This window comes from Burkholderia sp. LMU1-1-1.1 (genome assembly GCF_040675865.1).
In the GTDB taxonomy this organism is placed as follows: Bacteria; Pseudomonadota; Gammaproteobacteria; order Burkholderiales; family Burkholderiaceae_D; genus Rugamonas.
The window spans coordinates 31,827-56,042 of the sequence record NZ_JBEGHG010000010.1; the positions used below are offsets into that span (position 1 = coordinate 31,827).

General features: G+C 64.8%; 18 protein-coding genes. 5 read left to right on the plus strand and 13 right to left on the minus strand.

Going from position 1 to position 24,216, the window contains the following annotated elements; genetic code table 11:
• Window positions 1-6: 6 nt before the first annotated feature.
• The 3 genes from MRBLMU1_RS10610 (at window position 7) to MRBLMU1_RS10620 (ending at window position 4,860) form a co-directional block, all read left to right on the plus strand.
• Window positions 7-1,329 carry a sensor histidine kinase gene (locus MRBLMU1_RS10610; protein ID WP_363500716.1) on the plus strand — a complete coding sequence of 441 codons (1,323 nt, stop codon included), beginning with the start codon at window positions 7-9 and terminating at the stop codon, window positions 1,327-1,329.
• 9 nt (window positions 1,330-1,338) lie between these two features.
• A complete protein-coding gene (locus tag MRBLMU1_RS10615; protein WP_363500719.1) occupies window positions 1,339-2,127 on the plus strand; it encodes a spermidine synthase in 789 nt (262 codons plus the stop codon).
• 285 nt (window positions 2,128-2,412) lie between these two features.
• Window positions 2,413-4,860, plus strand: coding sequence for a TonB-dependent receptor plug domain-containing protein (locus tag MRBLMU1_RS10620; RefSeq protein ID WP_363500722.1), 2,448 nt, complete (start codon window positions 2,413-2,415; stop codon window positions 4,858-4,860).
• A 122-nt stretch (window positions 4,861-4,982) separates the two neighbouring features.
• Here the strand turns inward: MRBLMU1_RS10620 and MRBLMU1_RS10625 are convergent, their stop codons facing one another.
• On the minus strand, window positions 4,983-6,491 hold the full coding sequence (locus MRBLMU1_RS10625; protein ID WP_363500725.1) for a PLP-dependent aminotransferase family protein: 1,509 nt from the start codon (window positions 6,489-6,491) through the stop codon (window positions 4,983-4,985).
• Window positions 6,492-6,581: 90 nt separating this feature from the next.
• Here MRBLMU1_RS10625 and MRBLMU1_RS10630 point away from each other — a divergent pair, with 90 nt between their 5' ends.
• Window positions 6,582-7,265, plus strand: a complete 684-nt coding sequence (locus MRBLMU1_RS10630) for a pyridoxamine 5'-phosphate oxidase family protein (RefSeq protein ID WP_414646061.1) — start codon at window positions 6,582-6,584, stop codon at window positions 7,263-7,265.
• Window positions 7,266-7,393: 128 nt separating this feature from the next.
• Here MRBLMU1_RS10630 and MRBLMU1_RS10635 read toward each other — a convergent pair whose 3' ends face one another.
• From MRBLMU1_RS10635 to MRBLMU1_RS10680, 10 genes are all read right to left on the minus strand, one after another.
• A complete protein-coding gene (locus MRBLMU1_RS10635; RefSeq protein WP_363500728.1) occupies window positions 7,394-9,100 on the minus strand; it encodes a hypothetical protein in 1,707 nt (568 codons plus the stop codon).
• Entirely contained in the window at window positions 9,097-11,193 is a 2,097-nt protein-coding gene (locus MRBLMU1_RS10640) for a hypothetical protein (protein WP_363500731.1), read from the minus strand. The genes MRBLMU1_RS10635 and MRBLMU1_RS10640 overlap by 4 nt, the downstream gene beginning before the upstream one ends.
• Window positions 11,177-12,238 carry a hypothetical protein gene (locus MRBLMU1_RS10645; protein ID WP_363500734.1) on the minus strand — a complete coding sequence of 354 codons (1,062 nt, stop codon included), beginning with the start codon at window positions 12,236-12,238 and terminating at the stop codon, window positions 11,177-11,179. Before MRBLMU1_RS10645 ends, MRBLMU1_RS10640 begins: the two co-directional genes overlap by 17 nt.
• 27 nt (window positions 12,239-12,265) lie before the next feature.
• Window positions 12,266-13,180 carry a DUF58 domain-containing protein gene (locus tag MRBLMU1_RS10650; RefSeq protein ID WP_363500737.1) on the minus strand — a complete coding sequence of 305 codons (915 nt, stop codon included), beginning with the start codon at window positions 13,178-13,180 and terminating at the stop codon, window positions 12,266-12,268.
• Window positions 13,180-14,175, minus strand: a complete 996-nt coding sequence (locus MRBLMU1_RS10655) for an AAA family ATPase (RefSeq protein WP_315222160.1) — start codon at window positions 14,173-14,175, stop codon at window positions 13,180-13,182. The genes MRBLMU1_RS10650 and MRBLMU1_RS10655 overlap by 1 nt, the downstream gene beginning before the upstream one ends.
• Before the next feature lie 2 nt (window positions 14,176-14,177).
• The gene (locus MRBLMU1_RS10660; protein WP_363500741.1) at window positions 14,178-14,798 is read right to left on the minus strand and encodes a DUF4159 domain-containing protein; all 621 of its coding nucleotides are present in this window, start codon (window positions 14,796-14,798) and stop codon (window positions 14,178-14,180) included.
• Between the two features lie 16 nt (window positions 14,799-14,814).
• A complete protein-coding gene (locus MRBLMU1_RS10665) occupies window positions 14,815-16,152 on the minus strand; it encodes a TldD/PmbA family protein (RefSeq protein ID WP_363500744.1) in 1,338 nt (445 codons plus the stop codon).
• Between the two features lie 3 nt (window positions 16,153-16,155).
• Window positions 16,156-17,793, minus strand: coding sequence for a TldD/PmbA family protein (locus MRBLMU1_RS10670; RefSeq protein WP_363500747.1), 1,638 nt, complete (start codon window positions 17,791-17,793; stop codon window positions 16,156-16,158).
• Between the two features lie 116 nt (window positions 17,794-17,909).
• The gene (locus MRBLMU1_RS10675) at window positions 17,910-19,247 is read right to left on the minus strand and encodes a TldD/PmbA family protein (protein ID WP_363500750.1); all 1,338 of its coding nucleotides are present in this window, start codon (window positions 19,245-19,247) and stop codon (window positions 17,910-17,912) included.
• An 18-nt stretch (window positions 19,248-19,265) separates the two neighbouring features.
• Window positions 19,266-20,903 (minus strand): TldD/PmbA family protein, encoded by a 1,638-nt coding sequence (locus tag MRBLMU1_RS10680; protein WP_363500753.1) that lies wholly within the window; start codon window positions 20,901-20,903, stop codon window positions 19,266-19,268.
• Between the two features lie 453 nt (window positions 20,904-21,356).
• Between MRBLMU1_RS10680 and MRBLMU1_RS10685 the strand changes: the two genes are divergently transcribed.
• Complete coding sequence (locus tag MRBLMU1_RS10685) at window positions 21,357-22,178, plus strand: class I SAM-dependent methyltransferase (RefSeq protein WP_363500756.1); 822 nt, start codon at window positions 21,357-21,359, stop codon at window positions 22,176-22,178.
• Between the two features lie 14 nt (window positions 22,179-22,192).
• Here the strand turns inward: MRBLMU1_RS10685 and MRBLMU1_RS10690 are convergent, their stop codons facing one another.
• Window positions 22,193-23,674, minus strand: a complete 1,482-nt coding sequence (locus MRBLMU1_RS10690) for a methyl-accepting chemotaxis protein (protein WP_363500759.1) — start codon at window positions 23,672-23,674, stop codon at window positions 22,193-22,195.
• A gap of 44 nt (window positions 23,675-23,718) precedes the next feature.
• Complete coding sequence (locus MRBLMU1_RS10695; protein WP_363500762.1) at window positions 23,719-24,213, minus strand: chemotaxis protein CheW; 495 nt, start codon at window positions 24,211-24,213, stop codon at window positions 23,719-23,721.
• Window positions 24,214-24,216 lie beyond the last annotated feature (3 nt).

A 24,216-nucleotide genomic window follows, 5' to 3' on the forward strand; every position in this document is an offset into this window, starting at 1 on the left:
AAAGGCTTGCGCCTATCGCTGCTCACGCGCTGGACGGCGCTGATCGGCACCCTGCTCACCGTCGGCATCCTGATCGCGCTGGCCCTGACCCGCTTCTTCCCCGACAATCCCGGCCTGGTGCTGGCGGTGTGCCTGCTGTGCGTGCTGCCGATCTCCATCATCACGATCCGCTCGCAACTCGAATCCATGCTCTCGCTGTTCCGCGCGCTGACCGGCACCGTCGCTAGCTACCGCGACGGCGATTTTTCGTTCAGCCTGCACTGGCCGCAGAACGATGAGCTCAGCGACCTGGTGGCCGCGCACAACGCCCTGGGCGACGTGCTGCGCCAGCAGCGGCTCGACCTGGTCCAGCGCGAACTGCTGCTCGACACCATGGTGCAGAACACGCCGGTGGCGATGCTGCTGGTGAGCGAATCGGGCCCGGTGGTATACGCCAACATCGCCGCGCGCCAGCTGCTCAACGAAGGCCGCAAGCTCGAAGGCCACCGCCTCGACGACGTGCTGGCCAATGCCTCGCCGGCGCTGATGGAGGCGATGGCGCGCGGCGGCGACGGCCTGTTCACCACCAAGGACGGCGGTGGCGAGATTGAGGAAGAAGAGGTCTACCACCTGGCGCGCCGCAGCTTCAACCTGAATGGCCGGCGCCACGAGCTGCTGCTGCTGCGCCAGCTGACCATGGAACTGCGCCGGCAGGAGGTGCAGACGTGGAAAAAGGTGATCCGCGTGATCAGCCACGAGTTGAACAACTCGCTCGCGCCTTTAACGTCGCTGGCCCATTCGGGCGCGGAGCTGGTGCGGCGCGGCCAGACCGAGCGCCTGCCGCAGATCCTGGAGACCATCGAGGAGCGCACCCGCCACCTGGAGAGCTTCATCCTCGGCTACGCGCGCTTCGCCAAGCTGCCGACGCCCCGGCTCGAACCGCAGCACTGGCCGGACTTCCTGGCGCGGCTGTCGCAGCAGGTCGACTTCACGCTGACGGGAGAGGCGCCGGCCGAACCGTGCGCCTTCGACGCGGCGCAGTTGGAGCAGGCGCTGCTCAACCTCTTGAAAAACGCCCACGAATCGGGCTCGCCGGCGGCGCAGGTGGGACTGGAGGTGCGGCGCCTGCACGAGGCGGTGCGCATCGACGTGCTGGATCGGGGTCCAGGCATGAGCGACACTGTGCTGACCAACGCGCTGGTGCCCTTCTACTCCACCAAGCGCAGCGGCACCGGCCTGGGCCTGGCGCTGGCGCGCGAGATCGCCGAGGCTCACGGCGGGCGCATCACCCTCGCCAACCGCGACGGCGGCGGCCTCGCGGTCACCATCATCCTGCCGCTGGCCTGTTAAACTGGCGGCATGTCTTCCAAGTCCGCCCCAAATTCCGCCCCCAACGCCGTCCGCTACGACCAACCCGGCCACCCGCCGGCCACCATCACCGAATTCGAGGGCGTGCGCAGCCTGCACCTGGGCACCTCCTGGGTGCAGGGCGCGATGCGCCTGGCAAAGCCCGACAACATCGAGCTCGAATACGTACAAATGATGATGATGTGGCTGCTGTTCAACGACAGCCCGCGCCACGTCGTCCAGCTGGGACTGGGCAGCGCGGCGCTGACCAAGTTCTGCTACCGCCGCCTGCCGCAGGCGCGCGTGACGGCGGTCGAACTCAATCCCAACGTCATCGCCGTCTGCAACGCGCAATTCGGCCTGCCGTCGAACGACGGGCGCCTGAACGTGGTGGAGATGAACGCCATGGATTTCGTGCTCGACCCGGCCAACCACGGCACGGTCGACGTGCTGCAGGTCGACCTGTACGACGAGGAGGCGCGCGGCCCGGTGCTCGACTCACTCGAATTTTACCAGGGCTGCCACGACTGCCTGCGCGATGGCGGCATCATGACCACCAACGTCTTCGGCGACTTTTCCAACTACGACAAGAATCTGCAGACGATGGAGCAGGTGTTCGACGCCGTGGTCTGGCTGCCCGAGGTCCACGACGCCAACATCGTGGTGATCGCCTTTAAACAGTCGCCGGTGATCGATTTCGCCGTGCTGTACGAGCGCGCCGGCGCCATCAAAAAGACGCTGAACCTGCCCGCCAAATCCTGGGTCAACGGTCTCAAAGGGTGGATGCTGGACCAGCAGTAGATCGCCATTCCGGGACGCACCGGCGTAGCGCGTTTTTCGCCTATCGATATGCAAGCGCCTCATATCGATGCGGGCGCGCCACAGTTTCGCACCGTTTTGCTGCAGCCAAGGTCCGGGCCGTCGGCCAGATTACGCCACATCCTCCCGCAACGCGAGCAATATTAGCAATCGTACACATTCTGCAACAAGTTGGTGCATGCCGCGTTGCGGCTCTGCGACGGCTCAAGATAGTATTTTCTCAACGACCGCTACCCGCGGCGTCCCGACAAAAAAAGAGAGAAATACATGACAAGAGCACTGACAGTAGCACCCCGGTTCAAGCGCACGCTGCTCGCCAGCGCCATCCTGCTGCTGGTGGCCGGTCCGGGTCTGGCACAAACCCAGGCGGCCGCCGACGAGCAGTTGGCCAAGGAACAGCAGGTCGTCGTCCTCGGCTCGCGCACGGTCGCCAAAACGGCGCTCGACACGTCGGCCCCGGTCGGCCTGATCGGCCTGAAGGACATGCAAACCGCCGGCCCGCTGGAACTGGGCAAACTGCTGCAAACGCTGGACCCGTCGTTCAACTTCTCGAGCACCTTCGTCAGCGACGGCACCGACAGCATCCGTCCGGCCACCCTGCGCTCGCTCGGGCCGGACCAGGTGCTGGTGCTCATCAACGGCAAGCGCCGCCACCAGCAGGCGCTGGTCAACGTCCAGCAAACCGTCGGACGCGGCTCGGCCGGCACCGACATCAACGCCATTCCGCTGGCGGCGATCCAGCGCATCGAGGTGCTGCGCGACGGCGCCGCCGCCCAATACGGTTCGGACGCCATCGCCGGCGTGATCAACATCGTGCTCAAGACGCAGACCAACGAGACCTCGCTGAGCGGCACCGTCGGCACCACCTCCGAGGGCGACGGCGACCTGTACTCCGGCAGCGCCAACACCGGCTTCGCGCTGGGCCAGGACGGCGGCTTCCTGAACCTGACCGTCGAGGCGCGCAAGCGCGGCGAAACCAACCGCGCCGGGCCGGATTCGCTGCGCGTGAACCCGCCGCGCGTGACCCAGCACCTGGGCGACAGCAACACCCGCGACACCTACTTCTGGTGGAACGGCGCCATCCCGATCGACAAGAGCAGCGAGTTCTACGCCTTCGGCGGCCTGTCCAAGCGCAAGAGCGACTCGTTCGGCTTCTTCCGCTCGGCCGGCGACGACCGCACCGTGCAAGCGGTCTATCCGAACGGCTTCCTGCCGGCGATCCACACCGACATCAAGGACGCCTCGTTCGCCTTCGGCTACCGCCGCGACCTGCCCAACGACTGGAAGGCCGACATCAGCATCAACCACGGCGCCAGCGAACTGGCGTTCCACGAATCCGACAGTCTGAACACCAGCTACTGGTACGAGCCGAAACCGGGCGGCGGCATCTACGCCGAATCGCCGCGCCAGGCCGACACCGGCACCTTGAAATTCGACCAAACCACGATCAACGCCGACATCAAGGGCCCGGTCAAGTTCGGCGACAGCAGCATCTTCATCGCCACCGGCTTCGAATACCGCCGCGACAACTACCAGATCGTCGCCGGCGACCCGGTCTCCTACCAGTACGGCCGCACCAACAACCCGGCCATCGCCATCACCACGCCGAGCGGCGCGACGGCGGCGGCGGGCATCCAGGGCTTCCCGGGCTACACGCCGGCCACCGCGGTCGACTCGGGCCGCCACAACATCGCGCTGTTCCTCGACGCCGAGCACAAGCCGCTGGACAACCTGACCCTGGCCGGCGCCGTGCGCTTTGAAAAATACTCGGACTTCGGCAACACCACCACCGGCAAGCTGAGCGCCCGTTACGACCCGACCAAAACGGTCGGCTTCCGCGGCAGCGTCTCGAGCGGCTTCCGCGCGCCGAGCGTGCAGCAGCGCTTCTACAGCTCCGTGTCGACCAACCTGAATAACGGCGTGCTGACCGAAACGCTGACCGCGCGCGAGGGCAGCTCGGTCACGCAGGCCTTCGGCATCGCCCCGCTGAAAGAGGAAACCTCGACCAGCGGCAGCGTCGGCATGGTGCTGCGCCCGGCCAAGAACATGTCGCTGACGGTCGACGCGTACCAGATCAAGATCAAGGACCGCATCGTCTTCTCCAGCGAAATCGCGCCGGAGGCCGGCGGCGGCCCGATCACCAACATCCTGCGTCCGCTGGGCGTGGGCCAGGCGCAGTTCTTCACCAACGCGGTCGACACCCGCACGCGCGGCCTGGACATCGTGGCCGAGCACACCACGCGGTTCGCGGCGTCGTCGCTGGTGCTGTCCGGTCAACTGGGCTTCAATAAGACGGAGGTGAGCAAGCGCCATTCGACATCGACGGTGCTGACCGGCGAGCAGCTGTTCGACCAGGCGCAGGTCACCCTGATCGAACGCGGCCAGCCGCGCAAGCACCACGTGGTGGCGGCCGACTACACGGCCGGCCCATGGAACGTCAACACCCGCGCCAACTACTATGGCGAAGTGCAGGCGCAAAGCTTCAGCCCTCTGCACACGTGGGATGCCAAATGGCTGGTTGACGCGTCGGTGCGGTACGGCTTCACCAAGCGCACCTTCCTCAGCGTCGGCGTGAACAACATGTTCAACGAACTGCCGTCGGAATGGACCAACGGCGGCGACTTCCCGAAACTGGGCTTCACCCGCTGCTGGGAGACCTGCCCGATCGGCGTGAACGGCCGCTCGATGTACATCCGCATGGATACCGCGTTCTAAGCGAGGACACCGAGGACACGGCAATTGCGCGACCCGGGAAACACGTAGGGCGGATTAGGCGGAACGCCGTAATCGGCCATGTATGCGCCGTCGGCGGCTCATGCATGGCCGATTACGCTTCGCTAATCCGCCCTACGTGTAACAGTGGTGACTTTGCCTGCGCGGCACTGCTCAAAAGCCGCCATGTGCACAACCGCCGCCAGCCGCTTCACCAAATCATCCATCCGCTCCGCCGGCACCTGCGCGTAGCCGAGCATCAAACCCCGCCATCCCGACGTCCCCTGGGTATCGTGGCGGCTTAGCGCGTTGACCACGATCCCGTGCTCCAGCGCCTGCGCACTGACCGCCAGATCATCCATCGCCTCGTCCCTGAAGCGTAGCGCCAGATGCATGCCGGCCGATCCCCCATGCACCGTCGCCACCGAACCCATATGCCGCTCCAGCGACACCACCAGCGCGTCGCGCCGCTGCCGGTACAGCCTGCGCATGCGCCGCACGTGCAACGCGAACTGCCCGCTGCGTAAAAACTCCGCCAGCGCCAGCTGCTCCGCCGCCCGGCCGCTCGCATGCGACTGCGCCCGCATCAGCGCGAACGCCGCCTCCAGCGCCGGCGGCACCACCACAAAGCCGATCCGCAGCGACGGGAACATGGTTTTGCTGAACGTGCCCAGATACACCACCGGCGCATCCGGCGCCAGGCCCTGCATCGCCGACAGCGGCGCGCCGTCGTGCCGGAACTCGCTGTCGTAATCGTCCTCGATGATCAGCGCCCCGGCGCCGCGCGCCGCCTCGATCAGCGCAAGCCGGCGGCGCAAACTGAGCACGCTACCGACCGGATACTGGTGCGACGGCGTCGTATAAATCAAACGCGGCGGCCGCAGCAGCCAGTCCTCCGGCGTCGGCGCGATGCCGTCGTCGTCCACCTCGATCCCGGCCACATTCAGGCCGGCGCCGCGCGACGCCGCCAGCGCGCCGCCGTAACCCGGGCTTTCGATCCAGATCGTATCGCCTGCGTCGGCCAGCGCGCGCACGCACAGATCCAGGCTGCTCTGCGTGCCATCGGTGATGAACACCTGGCCGACGTCGCAGACCACCCCGCGCGCCGCGCGCAGATGGTCGGCGATCGCCTCGCGCAGCAGCGGCTCGCCGGCCGGATCGCCGTAGTTCAACTGCTCCACCGTCAACGAGCGCCATGCGCGTTCCAGCATACGGCGCCACAAGGTCAACGGAAAGTGGTCGAGCGCCGGCACTCCGGGAACAAAGGCCCCCATCGTCTGGGCGGGACCGGACAAAGGCCGCAGTCCGCGCGCGCGTTGCGACAAGCCGGCTTGCGCCAACGCCTGTGATGATGGCGACGGCTTGCGGTCCGCCGCGATCGTCGCCACCACTGTGCCGCGCCGGTCGGTGGTGACGAAGCCTTCGCTGGCCAACTGCTCGTACGCGTACAACACCGTGTTGCGCGCCAGTCCCAGCTCCTCGGCCAGTGCGCGCGAAGCAGCAAGCCGCGTGCCGGCGGCCAATGTGCCGCTGCGGATCGCCGCGCGCAGGCATTCGTGCAGCATACGCTGGCGCGGCCAGCCCCGGTGGCCGTGCTGCGCCGCATAGCCGGTGATTAACAGGGAGATATCCATTCGTGGCTCCATCAAATTGCATATTTCTGGACCTTTTTACAGGGCCAGCAAGCCATTATATTGATGTTTCACTCATTTTGGATGGAGATCATGACCGCAGCAGCCAACCCCGCGCACCAAGCCACCGCCACCGCCCCGAGCGACCGCACCCGCGTGCGCCGTAGCGCCGAGAAGGCGAAATACGACACAGACACCCTGCACGCCATCATCGACGACGCCTACCTGTGCCACATCGCCTTCAGCGACGCCAAAGGTTCGCATTGCATTCCGACCGCGTGCTGGCGCGAGGACGGGCATTTGTACATCCACGGCTCGAACGGCAGCCGGATGCTCAAGCGCCTGATGGAAAGCGAGACCTGCGTGACGATCACGCATCTGGATGGCCTGGTGCTGGCGCGATCGGCCTTCAGCCATACGATGAACTATCGGTCGGCGATGATCTATGGACGCTTCGAGGTGGTCACCGATGAAGCCGAGCGCCATCGCACGCTGGAAGCATTCATGGAAAAGCTGGCGCCGGGACGCCAGGCGCAGGTCCGCCCGGGCAATGACAAGGAATACGCGGCCACCACCATCATGCGTATCTCGCTGGAAGAAGCGGCGTGCAAGGTGCGCAGCGGCGGCCCGAGTGACGACGAGGAAGACATGCAATGGCCGGTTTGGGCGGGCGTGCTACCGTGGGCGCGAACCCCGATGGCGCCGCAACGGCATGCGGCCTGCACCATCGAAGCTCCGGACTATGTCCGCCAGTGGGACTGTAGTACGGCTGTATAGGAGGTCCACCTATCGCACCATGCCCGCCCGGCTGGCATACGGGGAGACACGTAGCGCGGATTAGGCGGAACGCCGTAATCGGCCATCGTTAAGCCGCCAGCGGCGCAACCATGGCCGATTACGCTACGCTAATCCGCCCTACGTGGTTCCGCGTCGGACCTCGGGTCCCGGTACCAAAGCATCAGCATGCAGAAGGCAAACAGCAACGCGAACGGCGTCGGCGAAAGCGGCCGTTCCGTTGTTATAGCCACACCCAGCGCCTGCGCACGCGCCGCGTACCGCGTCGTCGCTTCGCGCCGCAAGGAACGCTGCCACAACGGCCAATCGTCCGCAGCATAAACATACGTCATCCCGGACACCGGCATGCCAGCGGCGCTGAAGCGAGTCCACCCCGCGCGCTGCGGCCACCAGGCGGCACAACGCCCATCGGCCTTGTCGCCGCGCGCCTGCAAGGACAACTCCGGCCCACCCTCGACACGCAGCAAAGCCCCCGCATCCGCGCCTTGTACGCATACCTCGCTACGCAACCCCGCCATCGGCATCGGGTCGGAAAAACGCCACTCCGCCTTTTGCACACCGGCCAACACCATCCGGTCCATGGCATCCTGCCACCACAACGTCAACGCCTGCGGCGCACTGATCGCGTAACGATGCCACTCCGAGACGCCAACCCAAATCACACGTCCTCGACGCAACTCGCGCTGCCACAACCACGGCTGCTTGCGATTGTCACGCGCCAGCACCGACCATTGCCCTCCACCGCGATCGTCTGGATTCAGCGTCGCCGGCGGCAAGAACATGGAAACACCTCCAACACTGAACTGGCGCTGGTCCTCCTTCTCCGTCGTCGGCGATTGCGGCTGAAGGCGCAATCCCAGTTCCCGCTGCCAGAATCCGGCATCGGCGGCATTCGCGCCCAGGACCACCAGCGGCACGCCCTGCCCCGTCCCGGCCAGCAGCGCCGCGCGCGCGGATGGCGCCAGCTTTTCCACATAGGCGGCATCGACGAACATGGCGTTCGGCGCGGTGAGCGGTTCACGCGCCGTCTCACTACGGGCAATAGCCTTGCCCAACGTGACACTCCAATCGACAATCGCGCCGCTGTCGGACAACAGCCGGTTCAACGCGCGCGCATCGAACGACGCGGCATCGAAGCGCCCCTGTATCTGCAACGGCACCGCCTCGGTCACCTGAAGCGGCACCGGTCCCTCCGCAATGGTCTTACCATTGGCGTCCAGCAGGCGCGCACGCAGCACCATCGCCTCGGCAACCGGTGGCAGCCATGGGACGGACAACTGCGGGGCAGGCGCGGCTCCGGCCACGATGGCGCCGGAATCGGCCAGCACCTGTTGGTTCTCAGCCAGCAGCTGCAAGCGCCATCCGCTTTGCGCCTGCGGACGACGGACGGTCAGCGTGAAAATACGCCCCAACGGTATCGTGCGCGGGAAGTCGAGCGACAGCAGATCCGCCTGGGCCGGTTTCCATTGCAGCGGCCGCGCGGGCAAATCACGCCACTCCGCCTCGCGCAGTCCATCACCGCTCAAGGCAACAACGGCGGCGCCGGGGATTGCGCGCGACGTCGCTTCGTCGATACGGCCGCTGGCATCGGTGACGACCTCCAACGCCGCTCGGCCCTTGGATGCCAGGCGAATGTCGGCCAGCGAGATCGCCAACGCCGCCGCACCGACCGCCACCAGCAGGGCGTTAATCCACCGACGCTTGCGCGCAAAAAGGATGGCGCTCAAAAGACCGGCGGCCATCGCCAGCGCGGGAACAACCAGCGTGCCGGCATCGGCCGTTGCCAGATTCATGAAGGAGACCACCGCGCCGCTCATCGCGCCTGCTCCTTGCCACGCCACGCCCGCGCGAACGGACTATCGGCCGAGGACCGCGCCTGCAATAGCACCGGCGCGTCGGTCAACGTGCCACGCAGCCAGGCACGCAGTTCGGCGCGACATGGTACGCAGCCGTCCATCACGTCCTGTACGGCGCGCTGCGCGCTCAGTTTCTGCTCCTGATCGGTAATGCGGGCGGTGATCGTGTCGCGCGCGGACTTGCTCCACAGCGCCGGCAACGCGCCCTCCGCGGACAACGCCTGCACCAATTCCCGCACCTCGGCCGGAACGGAGTCGCTGGCGGCGCCCTGCGCGCGCTTGTAGCTCATCGCGCCGACGATATCGCCGCTCATGCGCTTCTCTTCCTTCAATGCCGGCGGCACGAACGCGGTACGATGCAGATACACCCGCTCCGCCGCCTGCAACTCCTTGATCGCCTCCAGCGCCTTGTACTCGGGCGGAAGCGCCGGCTTGGGCGACATCGCGCGCAGCGATTTTTCGGCATCCCACATCGCCGACAATGCGCGCTTAAGGACCGCCTTGGTCTGCGGGTCGAAGATGGTGGCGTTGTCCTCCTGATCGTGGACGTGGCCGAATTGATGCATGGCCGCTACCTCGCTGCCCATCTTGGCGGAGCCGCCGTGATGCTCCTCCTCGGCGTGGCCGCCGGCTTTGTGCTCGTCTTCCTCATGCTCGTCGTCCTTATGCCCGGCGCCTCCATGTCCGTGCTGATCACCGAACAAGCTCGATTCCTCGCCAAGGAATTGACCGTAACGCAGCCGCAGCGCGGCCTGGTCGGCGGCGATGCCTTCGCTGCGCGAACGCAGCGTCGCAGCGGACATCTTCGGATTGGCCTGCAGATCGGCGACCAACTGTTCGGTATCGATGATGATCTGTCGCTGGCTGCGCAGATTCTCCGGCTTGGCCATGGAAGGCAGCGCGGTCGAATCCAGGCTTTCGGCATCGGGGCCGGGCAGGCGCAGCGTGTAGGTCGGCGATTGCGTGGTGTGCGGATTGTCCGGCGCGTTATCGGCGGCACGAACGAAGAAGTACAGTTCATCGCCCGGCTCCATGCCCAGTTCCGCCAGCGTCCATTGCTTCTTCCAGCCGCGCGACTTCGGGTCCGCCGATTTCGGCAGCGGCACTTCGCGGTCTGTGAAGCGGACGTTCTCACCGCTGCCGCGCGCCAGCGTCATGTGCAGGCTGGCGCGCGATATCGCGTAGTCGTCCTTCGCCAGTACGGACAGCTGCACTGCTTTCACATCCTTGGGCAGCAGGTGTATCAGCTCCGTCGGTTCGATGATCGTCACTTGCGGCGCCTGGTCCGGCGTGACGCGGATGTTGTAACGCGTGCCGGCCGCACCGCGCGTACGCCAGAATAGCGAGTCCTCGACGCGCCTGGACGCGCAATCGGTCGTGATGGACAGCGCCTGCCCGTCACCCAACTCCACCACAGGCGGCGCGCCGACGGGCTTGCGCACGCACCAGCGTACCTCGGAGTATTGTGGAATCTGGATGTCGCGGGCGGCGGTCTCGAACCCGGCAACGCCTGTGTAGGCTGGCGGCGAAACGCGTAAATATACCTCGCCATCGACAATGGGCTTGTTGGCGGGGGCGGCGGATGCCGGTACGTGGGTGGTAGCGGGCTTTGCTTGAAAACCCCAGGCCGCGCCGGCGGCGATCAGACTTGCCACCAGCGGTACGAAACCGAACCGCACACGGGTATGCGCAATGCGGCGATAGTCATCGCCCGTCAGCACCTGCGCGAGGCGGGATTGCAGACGTTGCTGCTGCAAACGCGCGATCGCCGTCTTCGCCTCGGCGGCTAACAGCGTGCTACTGTCCTCCAGCGCCGGGATGGCGGCGTTCAGCCATGACGGCCATTGATCCGCGATCCGCCGTCGCAAGCGATAGATGTCGGCGGCGAGCCAGATCACCCATATGGCGATGGCCGCCAATACCATTAGCCGGACGGCGGGCAGCATGATGGCGGCGAGCGCCAGAGGCACCAGCGCGGCCAGCCACTGCGGCAGACGGCGGCGCAGGACGGCGGCCCACAGGCGGCGGCGCAGGAAGTCAGTTTCGCCGTGCATGGGCAAGTATCCGTTCCAGTAAAAACAATGCGAGCAAAACGTAGGCCAGCCAGGTCGCGGGCCTGGCATCGATGATCGCCGACGATGAGCCGCGAGCCGCCACCAGCGCCTGCGATGGCATCGGATACGCCGGCGCAGGCGCGGCGCTCAGCGACTGCCAGGCCTCGTAGAGGGCGCGTGCGGTATCCGCGTCGCGCGGAGGAAATGCCTCCGAAGTCCAAAGGCGCCCGCGCTGGCTGTCCACATACTTCAACGTCAGGCCATTAATAGTAATCGCGGCCGCATTTTTCAGCTCTGGGAAAGCCGCCGCTTGTGCGGACGAGGTGGCGATCCACCAATGCGGCGCGCGCCAGCCAGCGGGCGGCGCCTCACCCGGCACGTCCCAAACCACCAGCTTGGTGGCGGCATCCGGCGCGGCGGCCATCACGTAACGGTTGACGCCATCTCCTGCCTTATCGAATGCCGCGAATAGCGAGCGCCATGCGGCATCGGTGCCGGAGACGGCGGACAACACCACAGGATGACGCACTGCGCCCGGCAAGGCGGCTCGAGGCGCGCCAGGCATCGTTCGAACCTCCACCCGGTGGCTAAACTGCGGCATACGCGCCGGCATGGCGATTTGACCGGTGCCCGCGACGATCAGCAGCCTGGCATCCGGACGCCAGTCACGCTCATGCTGGCGCAGCCACTGCAATGAATCCGGCGGCAAGTCCACACGCGGCGCATCCGCGAAACCGGCGCTGGCGATCTCGCGCTCCGCCCATGCATTGTCGGCTCCCGGGTCGAGCAGTACCGTATTACCCCGCCAGGGGAAGATGGTGGCGGCCAGCCAGGCGATCAACGCAAGCAACAACAGACAGCGCACCAGCAGCAGGATGCGGTCGCGCCATTGCCATACGCGCAGCTGCTCCGGCGCGGCGACAGGCAGAAAGCGCGCCGTCGCCAGCGGTTCCGCCTTTAAACGCTGACGCTTCTGGCGATGCCACCATATCGGCAACAGCAATACCGGCAGCGCGAACCACCAGAACGGATAAGAACTCAGCATCGGCTATCCATCACAATGTTCCAAGGTTCATTTAGCGCGCGCTCCCGCCAACCGCAGCCAGCTACGCAGCACCGCACCCAATTCCTGCTCGATGCACGCCTCGTAGTGGACGATGTTGTTTTGCCGGCAGCTGCCCGCCACGCCGTCGAAGTGCGCACGGCTTTGCTGTTTGTAGCTCTCGCGGTCCCGATTGCCCATGCGGTGCAAACCGTCGCTCTGCTCAGGGTCTCGATAGCCGGCGCCGGACTTGAAACTGGCATCGACTTCCGCCCGCGTGCGCAGGGTCAGCAAGCGCACGTCATGCCGCAGCTTGCGCAACCGCAGCAGCGCCTCGCTCAGTGGCGACGGCCAGTCGAGGAAGTCGCTGGCGGCGAAAATCAGACTCGGCGACCGGGCGAAATGCAGGTTCGCCTTCAGCACTTCCGCAGTGGGCAAGCCTCCATCCGGGCGTGCCTTCGCCAGTTGCGCCAGCACGCGCTGCAACTGGCGCGGGCCGCGCGTGGCCTGCGTGAATTCGACCTTGCCCCCGCTGCACACCACCAGCCCGAAGGCGTCACCCTGGCGCTGCGCGATCGCCGCCACGCAAGCGAGCACGGTACGGGCGAACCACAGCTTGTCGACGCCGTCGATCTCGCGGCTGGGCTCCGCCATCGAGGCGGTGGCGTCGAGCCACAACCAGGTGGCGACATGACTGTCCCGTTCCGCCTCGCGCACGTAGTATCGGTCCGCGCGCGCCAGCAGCTTCCAGTCGACACGGCGCCACTCGTCGCCCGGCGCGTAGGCGCGGTACTCGGAGAACTCGACGCCGGCGCCGCGTTCTCGGCCGGCGTGCAATCCATGACCGAGACCCGCCAGCACGTGACGAATCACCAGCTCAAGATCCTTGGTCTGCACCATCATCGCGGTCATGGCGGCATCGGCCGGCTTGGGGTCTGCTTGCATCAGTCCGGACGAATATGCTCGCGCAGGGCCAACAGGATGTCGGCGATCGCCACGCCATCGGCTTCCGCCTCGAAGTTGCGGATCACGCGGTGGGCCAGCACCGGCAAGAGCATCTCGCCGATATCCTCGCGCGTGACGGCCAGCCGGTTGTGCATCAGCGCGCGCGCCTTCGACGCCAGCACCAGCGCCTGCCCCGCGCGTGGTCCGGCTCCCCAGCCGACGTGCTTCTTCACCGCCGGCACCGTGGTCAGCGCGGGACGGGTGGCACGCACCAGCCGCGTGGCATACGCCAGCAGATGGTCGCCGATTTCGATATCGCGTACCAGCTGCTGGAGGCGCAGCAGGGTCGCCACGTCCATCACCGGCTCGGCGTCTTTGAGTCCGGCGTTGGTGGTGGCCGACACCATCATGATCTCCTCCGCCTCGGTCGGATACACCACGTCGATCCGCAGCAGGAAACGGTCCAGCTGCGCCTCCGGCAGCGGGTAGGTGCCGGCCTGCTCGATCGGATTCTGCGTCGCCAGCACGAAGAAGGGCTTGGGCAGCACGTGCGTCTGGCCGGCGAAGGTCACGCTACGTTCCTGCATCGCCTCCAGCAGCGCCGATTGCGTCTTCGGCGGCGCGCGGTTGATCTCGTCGGCCAGCAGCACCTGCGTGAACACCGGGCCTTGCTGGAAACGGAACTCGCGCTTGCGCGTGGCGTGATCCTCTTCCAGGATCTCGGTGCCGACGATATCGGACGGCATCAGGTCGGGCGTGAACTGCACGCGGTGGAAGTCCATCTCGGTCGCCTGCGACAGCGACTTGACCAGCAAGGTCTTGCCGAGGCCCGGCACACCCTCGACCAGCGCATGGCCACCGGCCAGCAGGCAGATGATCAGCGAATCGATCACGTTCTCCTGGCCGATGATCACCTTCGACATGCTCGCCTTCAGCGCCGCCACCTTGGCGCTCAACGCGCCGATCTCACTTTCACTCCAGGCGATTGCGCCCATCTTTAAGCTCCCAAAGCGTATTGAATGATATTGACCGCAAAGCGGGTGTTGTCGATCGCCAGAAAACGCTTGTTGCGGAAGTCGTAATCCCACTCGCAGCCGTAGTCCTTGTTGCTGTACAAAAGCCGCGCGCGGCCGCCGACCTCCACCGCCTTCAGATAGTCGTGCACCAGATCGTCGCCCCAGCCGTTCAGCTCCACGCTGGTGTTGGGCGGGCCGTCGAACTTGAAGAAGCTCGAATACACCGGATGGTTGTTCGGGATCTTCTGCAAGGCCCTCTTGCCGAAGATACTGGCGATCTCGCCCTCGAAGGACTTGGCGAACAGGCCGTCGATATCGTGATTGCAGTCGTCGACGAAAAGAAAGCCGCCACCCTTGATGTAGCGCTCCAGGTTCTTGCGTTCGGCCGCCGTGAACTGCACCAGCTTATGGCCGGCGAAATAGCAGAACGGCGCCTCCAGCATCTTGGGATCGGACAGCGCGACGATGCGCTCGACGGGATCGACCCGCAAGGTCGTGTACTCGACCAGCGAATTGAGCACGTTGCTCGGCATACGGACATCGACATCCCAGTCGCCCGACTCGTAGGTCAGGCGGGTGAAGTAGAAATCGTAGTTGGCCACGCGCTGTCCTTGTCCTTTACACCGCGTCCGACAACGAGGTGAAGTTGAAATCACGAACCTTCATCGGCGGGATCATCATCTGGAAGCGCACTTCGTCGCCGCCGATGACGACCGGCTTACCCAGTTCGTCGATATTGTTCAACATCGTCACCGGACTCTCGTTGAAGCGGAAGTTCTTGATCGGGTGCTTGATCTTGCCGTTCTCGATGTAGAAGGTGCCATCGCGCGTCAGACCGGTGAGCAGCAGCGATTGCGGATCGACCATGCGGATGTACCAGGTGCGCGTGACCAGCACGCCCTTCTTGGTCGAGGCGATCAGCTCCTCGGTCGACTTGCCGCCGCCGGACATGATCATGTTGCCGTGACGGCCAAAGGCGCGCTTGCCCTGCTTCTGCGCCCAGTACTGCGTGTAGTCCAGCGATTCGATCTTGCCGCCCTTGATGACGTCCGTGCGCTCGCGCGCCAGCATCGAGGCGTTATCCCACGCCAGCACCGGCACATCGGTGTTCCACGGATCGGCCCACAGGTTGACCTGCTCGTCGAACAGCTTCTCGCCAAGGCGGTTTCCGCCTCCCTTCTTCGACAGGAAGCTGCGGCCCTCGTCGGCCTGGCGCGCATCGAAGGCGCCGAACATGCGGCCGATGATCTCCGACGTCGCCGCAGGCTCCAGGATCACGGTGTAGCGGCCAGGCTCCAGCGCCTTGGCGTCGACCGACTTCAAGGCTTTTTCGATCGCGACATCGGACGCTTCGCGCGCGTCGAATTTGGCGGCGTCGTTGGCCGAGCGTGTCACCCAGCCGGAACCGCGTCCGTCCTCGGTGCGGGTGGTCACGGTGAATCCAAGATTGGTCAGGGTCTGGTAGCCGAACACGCCGTTCGAATTGGCCACCGTCTCGAAGCCGGTACTGTCGCTGAAGAAGCCTGCGGCCACCAGTCCCTTCTTGCGCGCGGAGTTGATGCTCTGCGCTGCCACCTCGGCGCGGTACTCCGGATCGATGGCGGCGGTCGCCGCGCTGTAGGTGGCCGAGCCTTTGTACAGTTGCGTTTTAATCGCCGGCACGAACTCCGGATTCTCCGGCGCCAGCCGCGCCACTTCCTCGGCGCGGCGCACGGCTTTTTCCAGCGACTTGTCGTCGAATTCGTTGACCGACGCGGTGCCCTGGCGCTTGCCGAAAGCGACGCTGACGGTCAACTGCGTGTTCTCCACCAAGCCCGCCGTCGACACGCTGTTGCGCGCGTAACGGATATTGCCCCGGCGGTTGCCGCTGATCTGCACACGGCATTCGTCGGCCTTGGACAGCGCCATGACCTTGTCGCAGACGGCTTTCGCTTCCTGTTGATTCAGCATCTTCATTATTTATCCTATCTTGCGAGCGGTGTTGATGACGTTGATGCCGTTGAAGCGCGTGGTCGGAGACCCGTGCGACACGCAGCTGACCTGGCTGGGCTGGCCCTTGCCGTCGAAGAAGGAGCCGCCCATGCGCCAATCGCGCTCGTCGCACAGCGCCGAGCAGGCGTTCCAGAACTCCTGGGTGTTGGACTGGTAGGCCACATCCTCCAGCGGATTGGTGATCTTGCCGTTCTTGATCTCGAAGTACAACTGTCCGCCGAACTGGAAGTTATACCGCTGCTGGTCGATCGAGAACGAACCCCGGCCGAGGATATAGATGCCTTTCTTGACATCCTTGATCATATCGTCCGGCGTCAGCGGCTTTTTGCCGGCCTGCAGGGAGACGTTGGGCATGCGCTGGAACTGCACACTACTCCAACTGTCCGCGTACGAGCAGCCGTGCGATTCCTTCTCGCCGATGACGTGCGCCTGGTCGCGCGTGGCCTGGTAGTTGACCAGAACCCCGTCCTTGATGATGTCCCAGCGCTTGGCCGGCACGCCTTCATCGTCGTAGCCGACGCAGGCCAGCGAACCTGGCGTGGTGCGGTCGGCCACGAAGTTGACGCGCTCCGACCCGTACTGGAATTTTTTGCTTTGCCATTTATCCAGGGTGGCGAAGCTGGTGCCGGCGTAATTGGCTTCGTAGCCCAGCACCCGATCGAGTTCGGTGGCGTGGCCGACCGACTCGTGGATGGTCAGGAACAGGTGTTCCGGCGACAGCACCAGATCGTATTTTCCCGGCTCGACCGATTTCGCGGTCAGCTTCTCCCTGGCCTGGCGTCCGGCGGCGCGCGCGTCCTCGATCAGATCGTAGGCGCCCTTGTACAGCGTCGTAACGCCGCCGGCGGCCTTGAATTTGTTTTCCGGCTTGGCGTCGAAGAATTCATAGCCCATGCTGACCGGCGACGACAGTCCGTCGCGGGTGCGGAAACGGTTGGTGGTCTTGTCGACGGCGGTCGCGGTCAGCGGCGACCACAGACGGTGCATGTCCTGGTCGATGTAGGAGCCGTCGGTGGAGGCGAAGTACTTCTGCTGGTTCACCTGGAACAGCATCGACTGCATGAAGTTGGCGCCGGCGTCCATGCCGGCCTTGTTGGCCGCGATTAGCATCTCGGCTTTTTCCTTGATGGGCACCGTGCGCCAGTCCTTCTTGAACGGCGTGGCCCAGGCGACTTCGCCCACGCCTTTGACGGGGGCCAGTTGAACAGGCTCGGTTTGCAGCTTGGCGTTGGCCTTGGCGATGGCGACCGCCTGGCGCGCCGCTTCGGCCACCGAATCCATCGTCATGACGTTGGTCGAGCAGAAGCCATAGGCGCCGCCGGCGATCACACGCACGCCGATGCCGGAGGATTCGGTGTTGACGATGTTTTCCACGTTCAGGTCGCGCGTCGTGATGAACTGGTTCAGGTAGCGGCCGATGCGCACGTCGCAATAGCTGGCGCCGGCCTTGGTGGCCGCGTTCATCGCGGCATCGGCCAACGATTTCTTGAACTGCACGGCCATGGGATTGAGCAGCTCCTCGGCCGCGATGGCGTTGCCGAAGACCGGGATCAGCAAGCTGCCGCCGGCGGCCGCGCCGACTTTTAGAAATGAACGACGTTCCACATGAACTCCTGAAAAAATATGATCGCGTAAATGGTGGCGCGCGCGTTGGCGGCGGCGCATATAGGGCGGATTAGGCGGAACCCCGTAATCCGCCAACGCGTGCGCCGCCCGCGCCTTTACACCGCGTCCGACAGCGACGTGAAATTGAAATCGCGCACGCGCATCGCCGGTATCAGCAACTGATACTCCGACTCGTCGCCCGACAGGATCTCCGGCTTGCCCAGTTCATCGATGTTGTTCAACATCGTCACCGGGCTTTCGTTGAAGCGGAAGTTCTTGATCGGGTGCTTGATCTTGCCGTTCTCGATGTAGAAAGTGCCGTCGCGCGTCAGACCGGTCAACAGCACCGACTGCGGATCGACCATGCGGATGTACCAGGTACGGGTCACCAGCACGCCCTTCTTGGTGTTGGCGATCAGCTCCTCGGTGGACTTGTTGGTGCCGGCCATGATGATGTTGCCCGGAGCTCCGATGGCGCGCTTGCCCTGCTTCTTGGCCCAGTACATCGAGTAGTTCAAGGCGTTGATCTTGCCGTTCTTGATGATTTCCTGATGCTCGCGCGCCAGCATGCTCCCGTTGTCCCAGGGGAGCACCGCGACGTTCTTGTCCCAGGGGTCGGTCCAGACGTTGACCTGCTCGTCGAACAGTTTCTCGCCCATGCGGTTGCCGCCGCCCTTCTTCGACAGGAAGCTGCGGCCCTCGTCGGCCTGGCGGGCGTCGAAACCGCTGAACATATAGCCCAGCAGGTCGGACGTGGCGGCCGGTTCCAGGATGACCGTGTAGCGGCCGGGTTCCAGCGCCTTGGCCTCGACCGATCGCAGCGCCTTTTCGATCGCCACGTTGGACGCCTCGCGCGCGTCGAACATGCCGGCGTCGCCCACGCTGCGCTTGGCCCAGCCGGAGCCCCGGCCATCCTCGGTGCGCACGGTGACGGTGAAATCCACACCCGTGTCGCGCTGGAAGCCGAACACGCCATTGGAATTGGCGATGGCGGTGAATTTCGACGTATCGGTGAAGAAGCCCGCCGCCACCAGCTTGTTCTTCTTGCTGTTCTCGATGCTGTACGCCGCCACCTGCGCGCGGAACTCGGGGTCGATGTCGGCGGTCTTCTGGAAAAAGGTCTCGCTGGCCTTGTATTGCTGCTTGGTCGGCGTCGGCATGAACTCCGGATTCTCCGGCGCCAGGCGGGCCAGGTCCTCGGCGCGACGCACGGCCTTCTCCAGCGACTTGTCGTCCAGCTCATTGATGGTGGCGATGCCCTGCTTCTTGCCGAAGGCGACCGACACGATCAGCTGCGTGTCCTCGATCAAGCCGGCGGTCGACACGGCGTTGCGCGCATAGCGGATATTGCCCGTGCGGCTGCCGCTCAGGTTCACTTCGCACTGATCGGCCTTGGTCAGCGACAGCACCTTGTCGCAGATACGCTTGGTCTCTTCTTGACTCAAATTCTTCATATTCTCTGCTCTCCAGGCTTAGCCGATTTTGCGTGCTGTGTTGATGACGTTGATGCCGTTGAAGCGCGTGGTACTGGAGCCATGCGACACCACCGACGACTGCGAAGGCTGTCCCTTGCCGTCGAAGAAGGAGCCTCCCATGCGCCAATCGCGCTCGTCGCACATGCCGGCGCAGGCGTTCCAGAATTCCTGGGTGTTGGACTGGTAGGCGACGTCTTCGAGCATCTGGCCGATCTTGCCGTTCTTGATTTCGTAGAACAGCTGGCCGCCGAACTGGAAGTTGTAGCGCTGCTGGTCGATCGAGAAGGAACCGTCGCCGACGATGTAGATGCCCTTCTTGACGTCCTTGATCATTTCGTCCGGAGTCATCTTCTTCTTGCCCGCCTGGAGGGAGACGTTGGGCATGCGCTGGAACTGCACGCTGCTCCAGTTGTCGGCGTACGAGCAGCCGTGCGATTCCTTTTCGCCGATGATGTGGGCCTGGTCGCGCGTGGCCTGGTAGTTGACCAGGATGCCGTCCTTGATGATGTCCCAGCGCTTGCACTTGACACCCTCGTCGTCGTAGCCGACGTTGGCCAGCGAGCCTGGCGTGGTCTTGTCGGCGACGATGTTGACGATGTCGGCGCCGTACTTGAACTTCTTGCTCTGCCACTTATCGAGCGTGGCGAAACTGGTGCCGGCGAAATTGGCCTCGTAGCCCAGCACGCGATCGAGTTCGGTCGGGTGGCCGACCGACTCGTGGATGGTCAGCCACAGGTGTTCCGGCGACAGCACCAGGTCGTACTTTCCAGGTTCGACCGACTTGGCGGTCAGCTTTTGCTTGGCCTGTTTGCCGGCCGCGCGCGCGTCCTCGATCAGATCGTAGGAGCCGGTGTACAAGGTGGTCACGCCGCCGGCGGCCTTGATTTTGTGCTCGGGGCGGGCATCCAGGTATTCGTAACCCATGCCGACCGGCGCCGACAAGCCCTGGCGCGAGCGGAACTTGTTGCTCTTCTGGTCAACGGCGGTGGCGAACACCGGCATCCACAGACGGTGCAGGTCCTGGTCGATGTAGGAGCCGTCGGTCGACGCGAAGTACTTCTGCTGGTTTACCTGGAACAGCAACGATTGCATGAAGCTCGCGCCGCCGTCCATGCCGGCCTTGTTGGCGGCGATCAGCAGCTCTGCCTTTTCCTTGATCGGGACCGTGCGCCAGTCCTTGACGATCGGCGTGGCCCACGACACTTCGCCCACGCCCTTGACGGGGGCCAGTTGAACGGGTTCGGTTTGCAGCTTGGCGTTGGCCTTGGCGATGGCGACCGCCTGGCGCGCGGCGGCCGCCACGCCGTCCGGGGTCATGTCGTTGGTGGCGGCGAAGCCGTAGGCGCCGCCGGCGATCACGCGCACGCCGACACCGGCCGATTCCGTGTTGACGACGTTTTCGACATTGAGGTCGCGGGTGGTGATGAACTGGTTCAGATAGCGGCCGACGCGCACGTCGCAGTACGAGGCGCCGGCCTGCGTGGCCGCCGTCATCGCGGTATCGGCCAGCATTTTCTTGAACTGCAGGGCGACCGGCGCGAGCAACTCCTCGGCGGCGATCGCGCGACCGAAGGCGGGCAGCAGCATCGTGCCCAGGGCCAGACTACTAATATTGAGGAATGCACGTCGTTCCATCGTATCTCCAAACGTAAGGCAATGATTGTGGGCCAGCCGCCCAAGGTTCTGCTTTGCTTTTATTTGCTCTTCTAGCGAGTCCTACTCTTATAGCTCTTGCTTCTTTACGTGACACCTGAATATCCGTCGCCGTTTCGGCCGGATTGCCAATATTAGCGCCGGATTAAGAATCGGGATAGGCAAAATGTATGCCATCCACCACAACGAAACACTGTGTTACAAGAGTCCCCCGGCGGGGCGTCAAACGTGGGAAAAGTGTCCGCGAAAGTGTCCGCGAAGTGTCCGGCCGGTGTCCGCGAGTGTCCGCGCCAGGCGGAGCGGGGTCCAGCCGAAGGCGCGCCGCACTTCGGTGGTGCGGCCGTCGCAATTCGCTTGACCTCTTCGCATGCATGCCCGATGATCGCGCAGGGCGGGCGACCGCGCGCCGCCAACCGAACCCTCAGGAGAGTTTGCATGAAGAGTTATCTCGTGGCCGCCCTGGCCACCACCACGCTGTTCGCTGCAAGCGGCGCGATCGCCGCCACCGAAGCCACCGACGCCAAACTGAAGGCCGCCATCGCCGCCGACACCCGCACTCCGGCCAACGTGCAGCGCGACGTCTACCGCCACCCTTACGAGACGCTGTCGTTCTTCGGCATCCGCCCGAACATGACGGTGGTCGAGCTGGCGCCGGGCGCCGGCTGGTACACCGAAATCCTGGCGCCCTATCTGCGCGATAGCGGAAAGCTGATCGCCGCCGGCAACGACCTGGCCGCGCCGGACGAACGCGAACGCAAAAGCGCCGAACGCTTCATGGCGCGCCTGAACGCCAACCCGGTGTACAACAAGGTGGCGCTGGGCGTTTTCTCGCCGCCGCGCAAATATGAATTCGCGCCGGCCGGCAGCGTCGACATGGTGCTCACGTTCCGCAATATCCACAACTGGATACCGGCCGGTCCCGAAAATATGAAAGCGCTGTTCGCCAGCGTGTACACCAGCCTGAAACCGGGCGGCGTGTTCGGCGTGGTGGAGCATCGCCTGCCGGCCAACAAGACCCAGGACGAAACGGCCAGCAGCGGCTATATGCACGAGAAGTATGTGATCGGCCTGGCCGAGGCGGCGGGCTTCAAGCTGGCGGCCAAATCGGAAATCAACGCCAACCCGAAAGACACCGCCGACCACAAAGGCGGCGTCTGGGCGCTGCCGCCGACCTACGGCAACAAGGACGAGGACCGCGCGAAGTATCAGGCGATCGGCGAAAGCGACCGCATGACGCTGAAGTTCGTCAAGCCGTGATCATGTAAAGGGGATCAGAACCGGGTGAACTTGTTTTCGTCCGGCGATCCCTGGGCGGCCGCGGAGACGACGCGCGCCGAACGTGCCATCGGCGCCGCCGCGCCGCCTCCCTTGGTGGATGCGACGCGACGCGCCGGCACCCGCTCTTCGACGGCATAGCGCTTGAACACCGCCATCAATTGGCCCAGCTGCTCGGCCTGGGCGCTCATCTCCTCCGACGTCGCCGCCAGTTCCTCCGAGCTGGCGGCGTTGACCTGGGTGGTCTGGCTAAGCTGATTGACCGCGCTGTTAATCTGGCGCACACCGGAACTCTGCTCTTCCGACGCCGCCGATATCTCCTGCACCAGGTCCGACGTCTTGCGAATATTGGGCACCAGCGCATCGAACATCACGCCGGCCTGCTCGGCCAGATCGACGCTGTCGGACGCCACCTTGCTGATCTCCTGCGCCGCCACCTGGCTACGCTCGGCCAGTTTGCGCACCTCCGCCGCCACCACCGCGAAGCCCTTGCCGTGTTCGTGCGCGCGCGCCGCCTCGATGGCCGCGTTCAGCGCCAGCAGATTGGTTTGATAGGCGATATCGTCGATGATGCTGATCTTGCTGGCGATTTGACGCATCGCCGCCGCCGTCGCCTTCACCACTTCGCCGCCGCGCGTCGCGTCCACGGCGGCCTGGGTGGCGATGCCGTCGGTGATCTTGGCGTTCTCCGTGTTCTGCGCGATCGACGCCGTCATCTGCTCGATCGAGGCGCTGGTTTCCTCGACACCGGCGGCCTGCTCGCTGGCCGCCTGCGACAGCGACTGCGCCGTCGAACTGACTTCCTGCGACGCCCCGGCCAGACCGGCGACCACCATCTGCACCTCGCGCACGATGCCCGACAAGCTGCGCGCCAGCCATACCGCCAGCACGCAGCCGAGGATGGCGATGACGATATCGACCGACAGGATGAGGCGCTTGGCCGAATCGGTCACCTCCGTCATCGACGCCGACTCACGCTTGGTCTCCGCCTCGTTCACTTTGAGCAGCTTGCGGAAAGCGCCGGCGATGGCAGCGTCGGCGCCCTTGATGGCCTTGTCCATCTCCACCGGCGTCATGCCTTTCGCCTGCATCGCCTCCAATTGCGTCATGCTGTCCGCGTAGCTCTTCACGCCGGCCGACACCTCGTCCAGCAAGACCTGTTCGTCCGTGCTCAGATTCCCACCCGCCTTGTAGCGGATCATCTCCTTGTCGATGTTGGCCAGTTCGGCGCGGAACTGGGTATTGTTGTCGCCGCCGCGCAGGACGTAATTCTTGAAATAACGCACCGCATGCCCGTGCGAGATGACGCCTTCGAGCACCGCGTTTTTGCGCTCCAGCGTGACGCTCTCGAAGCTGCTCCATTGCTCGTGCAGGGCCGTCAGCTTGGCGAAGGCGATAATCCCCAGCACCACGACCAGCAGCACGATGAGGCCGAATCCGGCGTGAAGCCGGGTCTCCATTTTCATTTTCTTGAACATGATGATTCTCCAGGGTGGTGCGTTGGTGCGGCCGCGGCGCGCGGCTACACGTGATCCAGGACGGCGGGCGCGATGGCGGCCAGGTCGCCGACCGACGCCACCCGCCGCACGTCGAGCAACAGAACGAAGCGGCCATTGACCTTGCCTATCCCTTGCAGCATCTCGGCGCGCACCTGCGCGCCCAGGCTGGGCGCCGGTTCCACCTCGGACGGCGGAATATCAAGCACCGCGTTGACCGCGTCGACCAGGATGCCGATCACGAAGGCGCCATTGTCGCCATCGACTTCGACGACGATGATGCAAGTGCGTTTGCTGACCGCCACCGGCTCTCGCTCCAGCCGGCACGCCAGATCGAGCACCGGCACCGCCGTGCCGCGCAGGTTGATCACGCCGCTGATACAGGCCGGCATTTGCGGCACGGGCGTCACGCCCGCGTACTCCAGTATCTCGCGCACCGCCAGGATACCGATCGCGAACATGTCCTGCCCGAGCATAAAGCTGAGGAATTGCGGCTCGGCGCCTTGTACGTTACTCATCATCGG

Excerpts from the sequence above, each read along its gene's own strand:
- MRBLMU1_RS10615 (WP_363500719.1), top strand. The coding sequence starts at position 1,339 with ATGTCTTCCAAGTCCGCCCCAAATTCCGCCCCCAACGCCGTCCGCTAC.
- MRBLMU1_RS10620 (WP_363500722.1), top strand. The coding sequence starts at position 2,413 with ATGACAAGAGCACTGACAGTAGCACCCCGGTTCAAGCGCACGCTGCTC.
- MRBLMU1_RS10625 (WP_363500725.1), bottom strand. The coding sequence starts at position 6,491 with ATGGATATCTCCCTGTTAATCACCGGCTATGCGGCGCAGCACGGCCAC.
- MRBLMU1_RS10630 (WP_414646061.1), top strand. The coding sequence starts at position 6,582 with ATGACCGCAGCAGCCAACCCCGCGCACCAAGCCACCGCCACCGCCCCG.
- MRBLMU1_RS10635 (WP_363500728.1), bottom strand. The coding sequence starts at position 9,100 with ATGAGCGGCGCGGTGGTCTCCTTCATGAATCTGGCAACGGCCGATGCC.
- MRBLMU1_RS10640 (WP_363500731.1), bottom strand. The coding sequence starts at position 11,193 with ATGCACGGCGAAACTGACTTCCTGCGCCGCCGCCTGTGGGCCGCCGTC.
- MRBLMU1_RS10645 (WP_363500734.1), bottom strand. The coding sequence starts at position 12,238 with ATGCTGAGTTCTTATCCGTTCTGGTGGTTCGCGCTGCCGGTATTGCTG.
- MRBLMU1_RS10650 (WP_363500737.1), bottom strand. The coding sequence starts at position 13,180 with ATGCAAGCAGACCCCAAGCCGGCCGATGCCGCCATGACCGCGATGATG.
- MRBLMU1_RS10655 (WP_315222160.1), bottom strand. The coding sequence starts at position 14,175 with ATGGGCGCAATCGCCTGGAGTGAAAGTGAGATCGGCGCGTTGAGCGCC.
- MRBLMU1_RS10665 (WP_363500744.1), bottom strand. The coding sequence starts at position 16,152 with ATGAAGATGCTGAATCAACAGGAAGCGAAAGCCGTCTGCGACAAGGTC.
- MRBLMU1_RS10675 (WP_363500750.1), bottom strand. The coding sequence starts at position 19,247 with ATGAAGAATTTGAGTCAAGAAGAGACCAAGCGTATCTGCGACAAGGTG.
- MRBLMU1_RS10680 (WP_363500753.1), bottom strand. The coding sequence starts at position 20,903 with ATGGAACGACGTGCATTCCTCAATATTAGTAGTCTGGCCCTGGGCACG.
- MRBLMU1_RS10685 (WP_363500756.1), top strand. The coding sequence starts at position 21,357 with ATGAAGAGTTATCTCGTGGCCGCCCTGGCCACCACCACGCTGTTCGCT.
- MRBLMU1_RS10690 (WP_363500759.1), bottom strand. The coding sequence starts at position 23,674 with ATGTTCAAGAAAATGAAAATGGAGACCCGGCTTCACGCCGGATTCGGC.
- MRBLMU1_RS10695 (WP_363500762.1), bottom strand. The coding sequence starts at position 24,213 with ATGATGAGTAACGTACAAGGCGCCGAGCCGCAATTCCTCAGCTTTATG.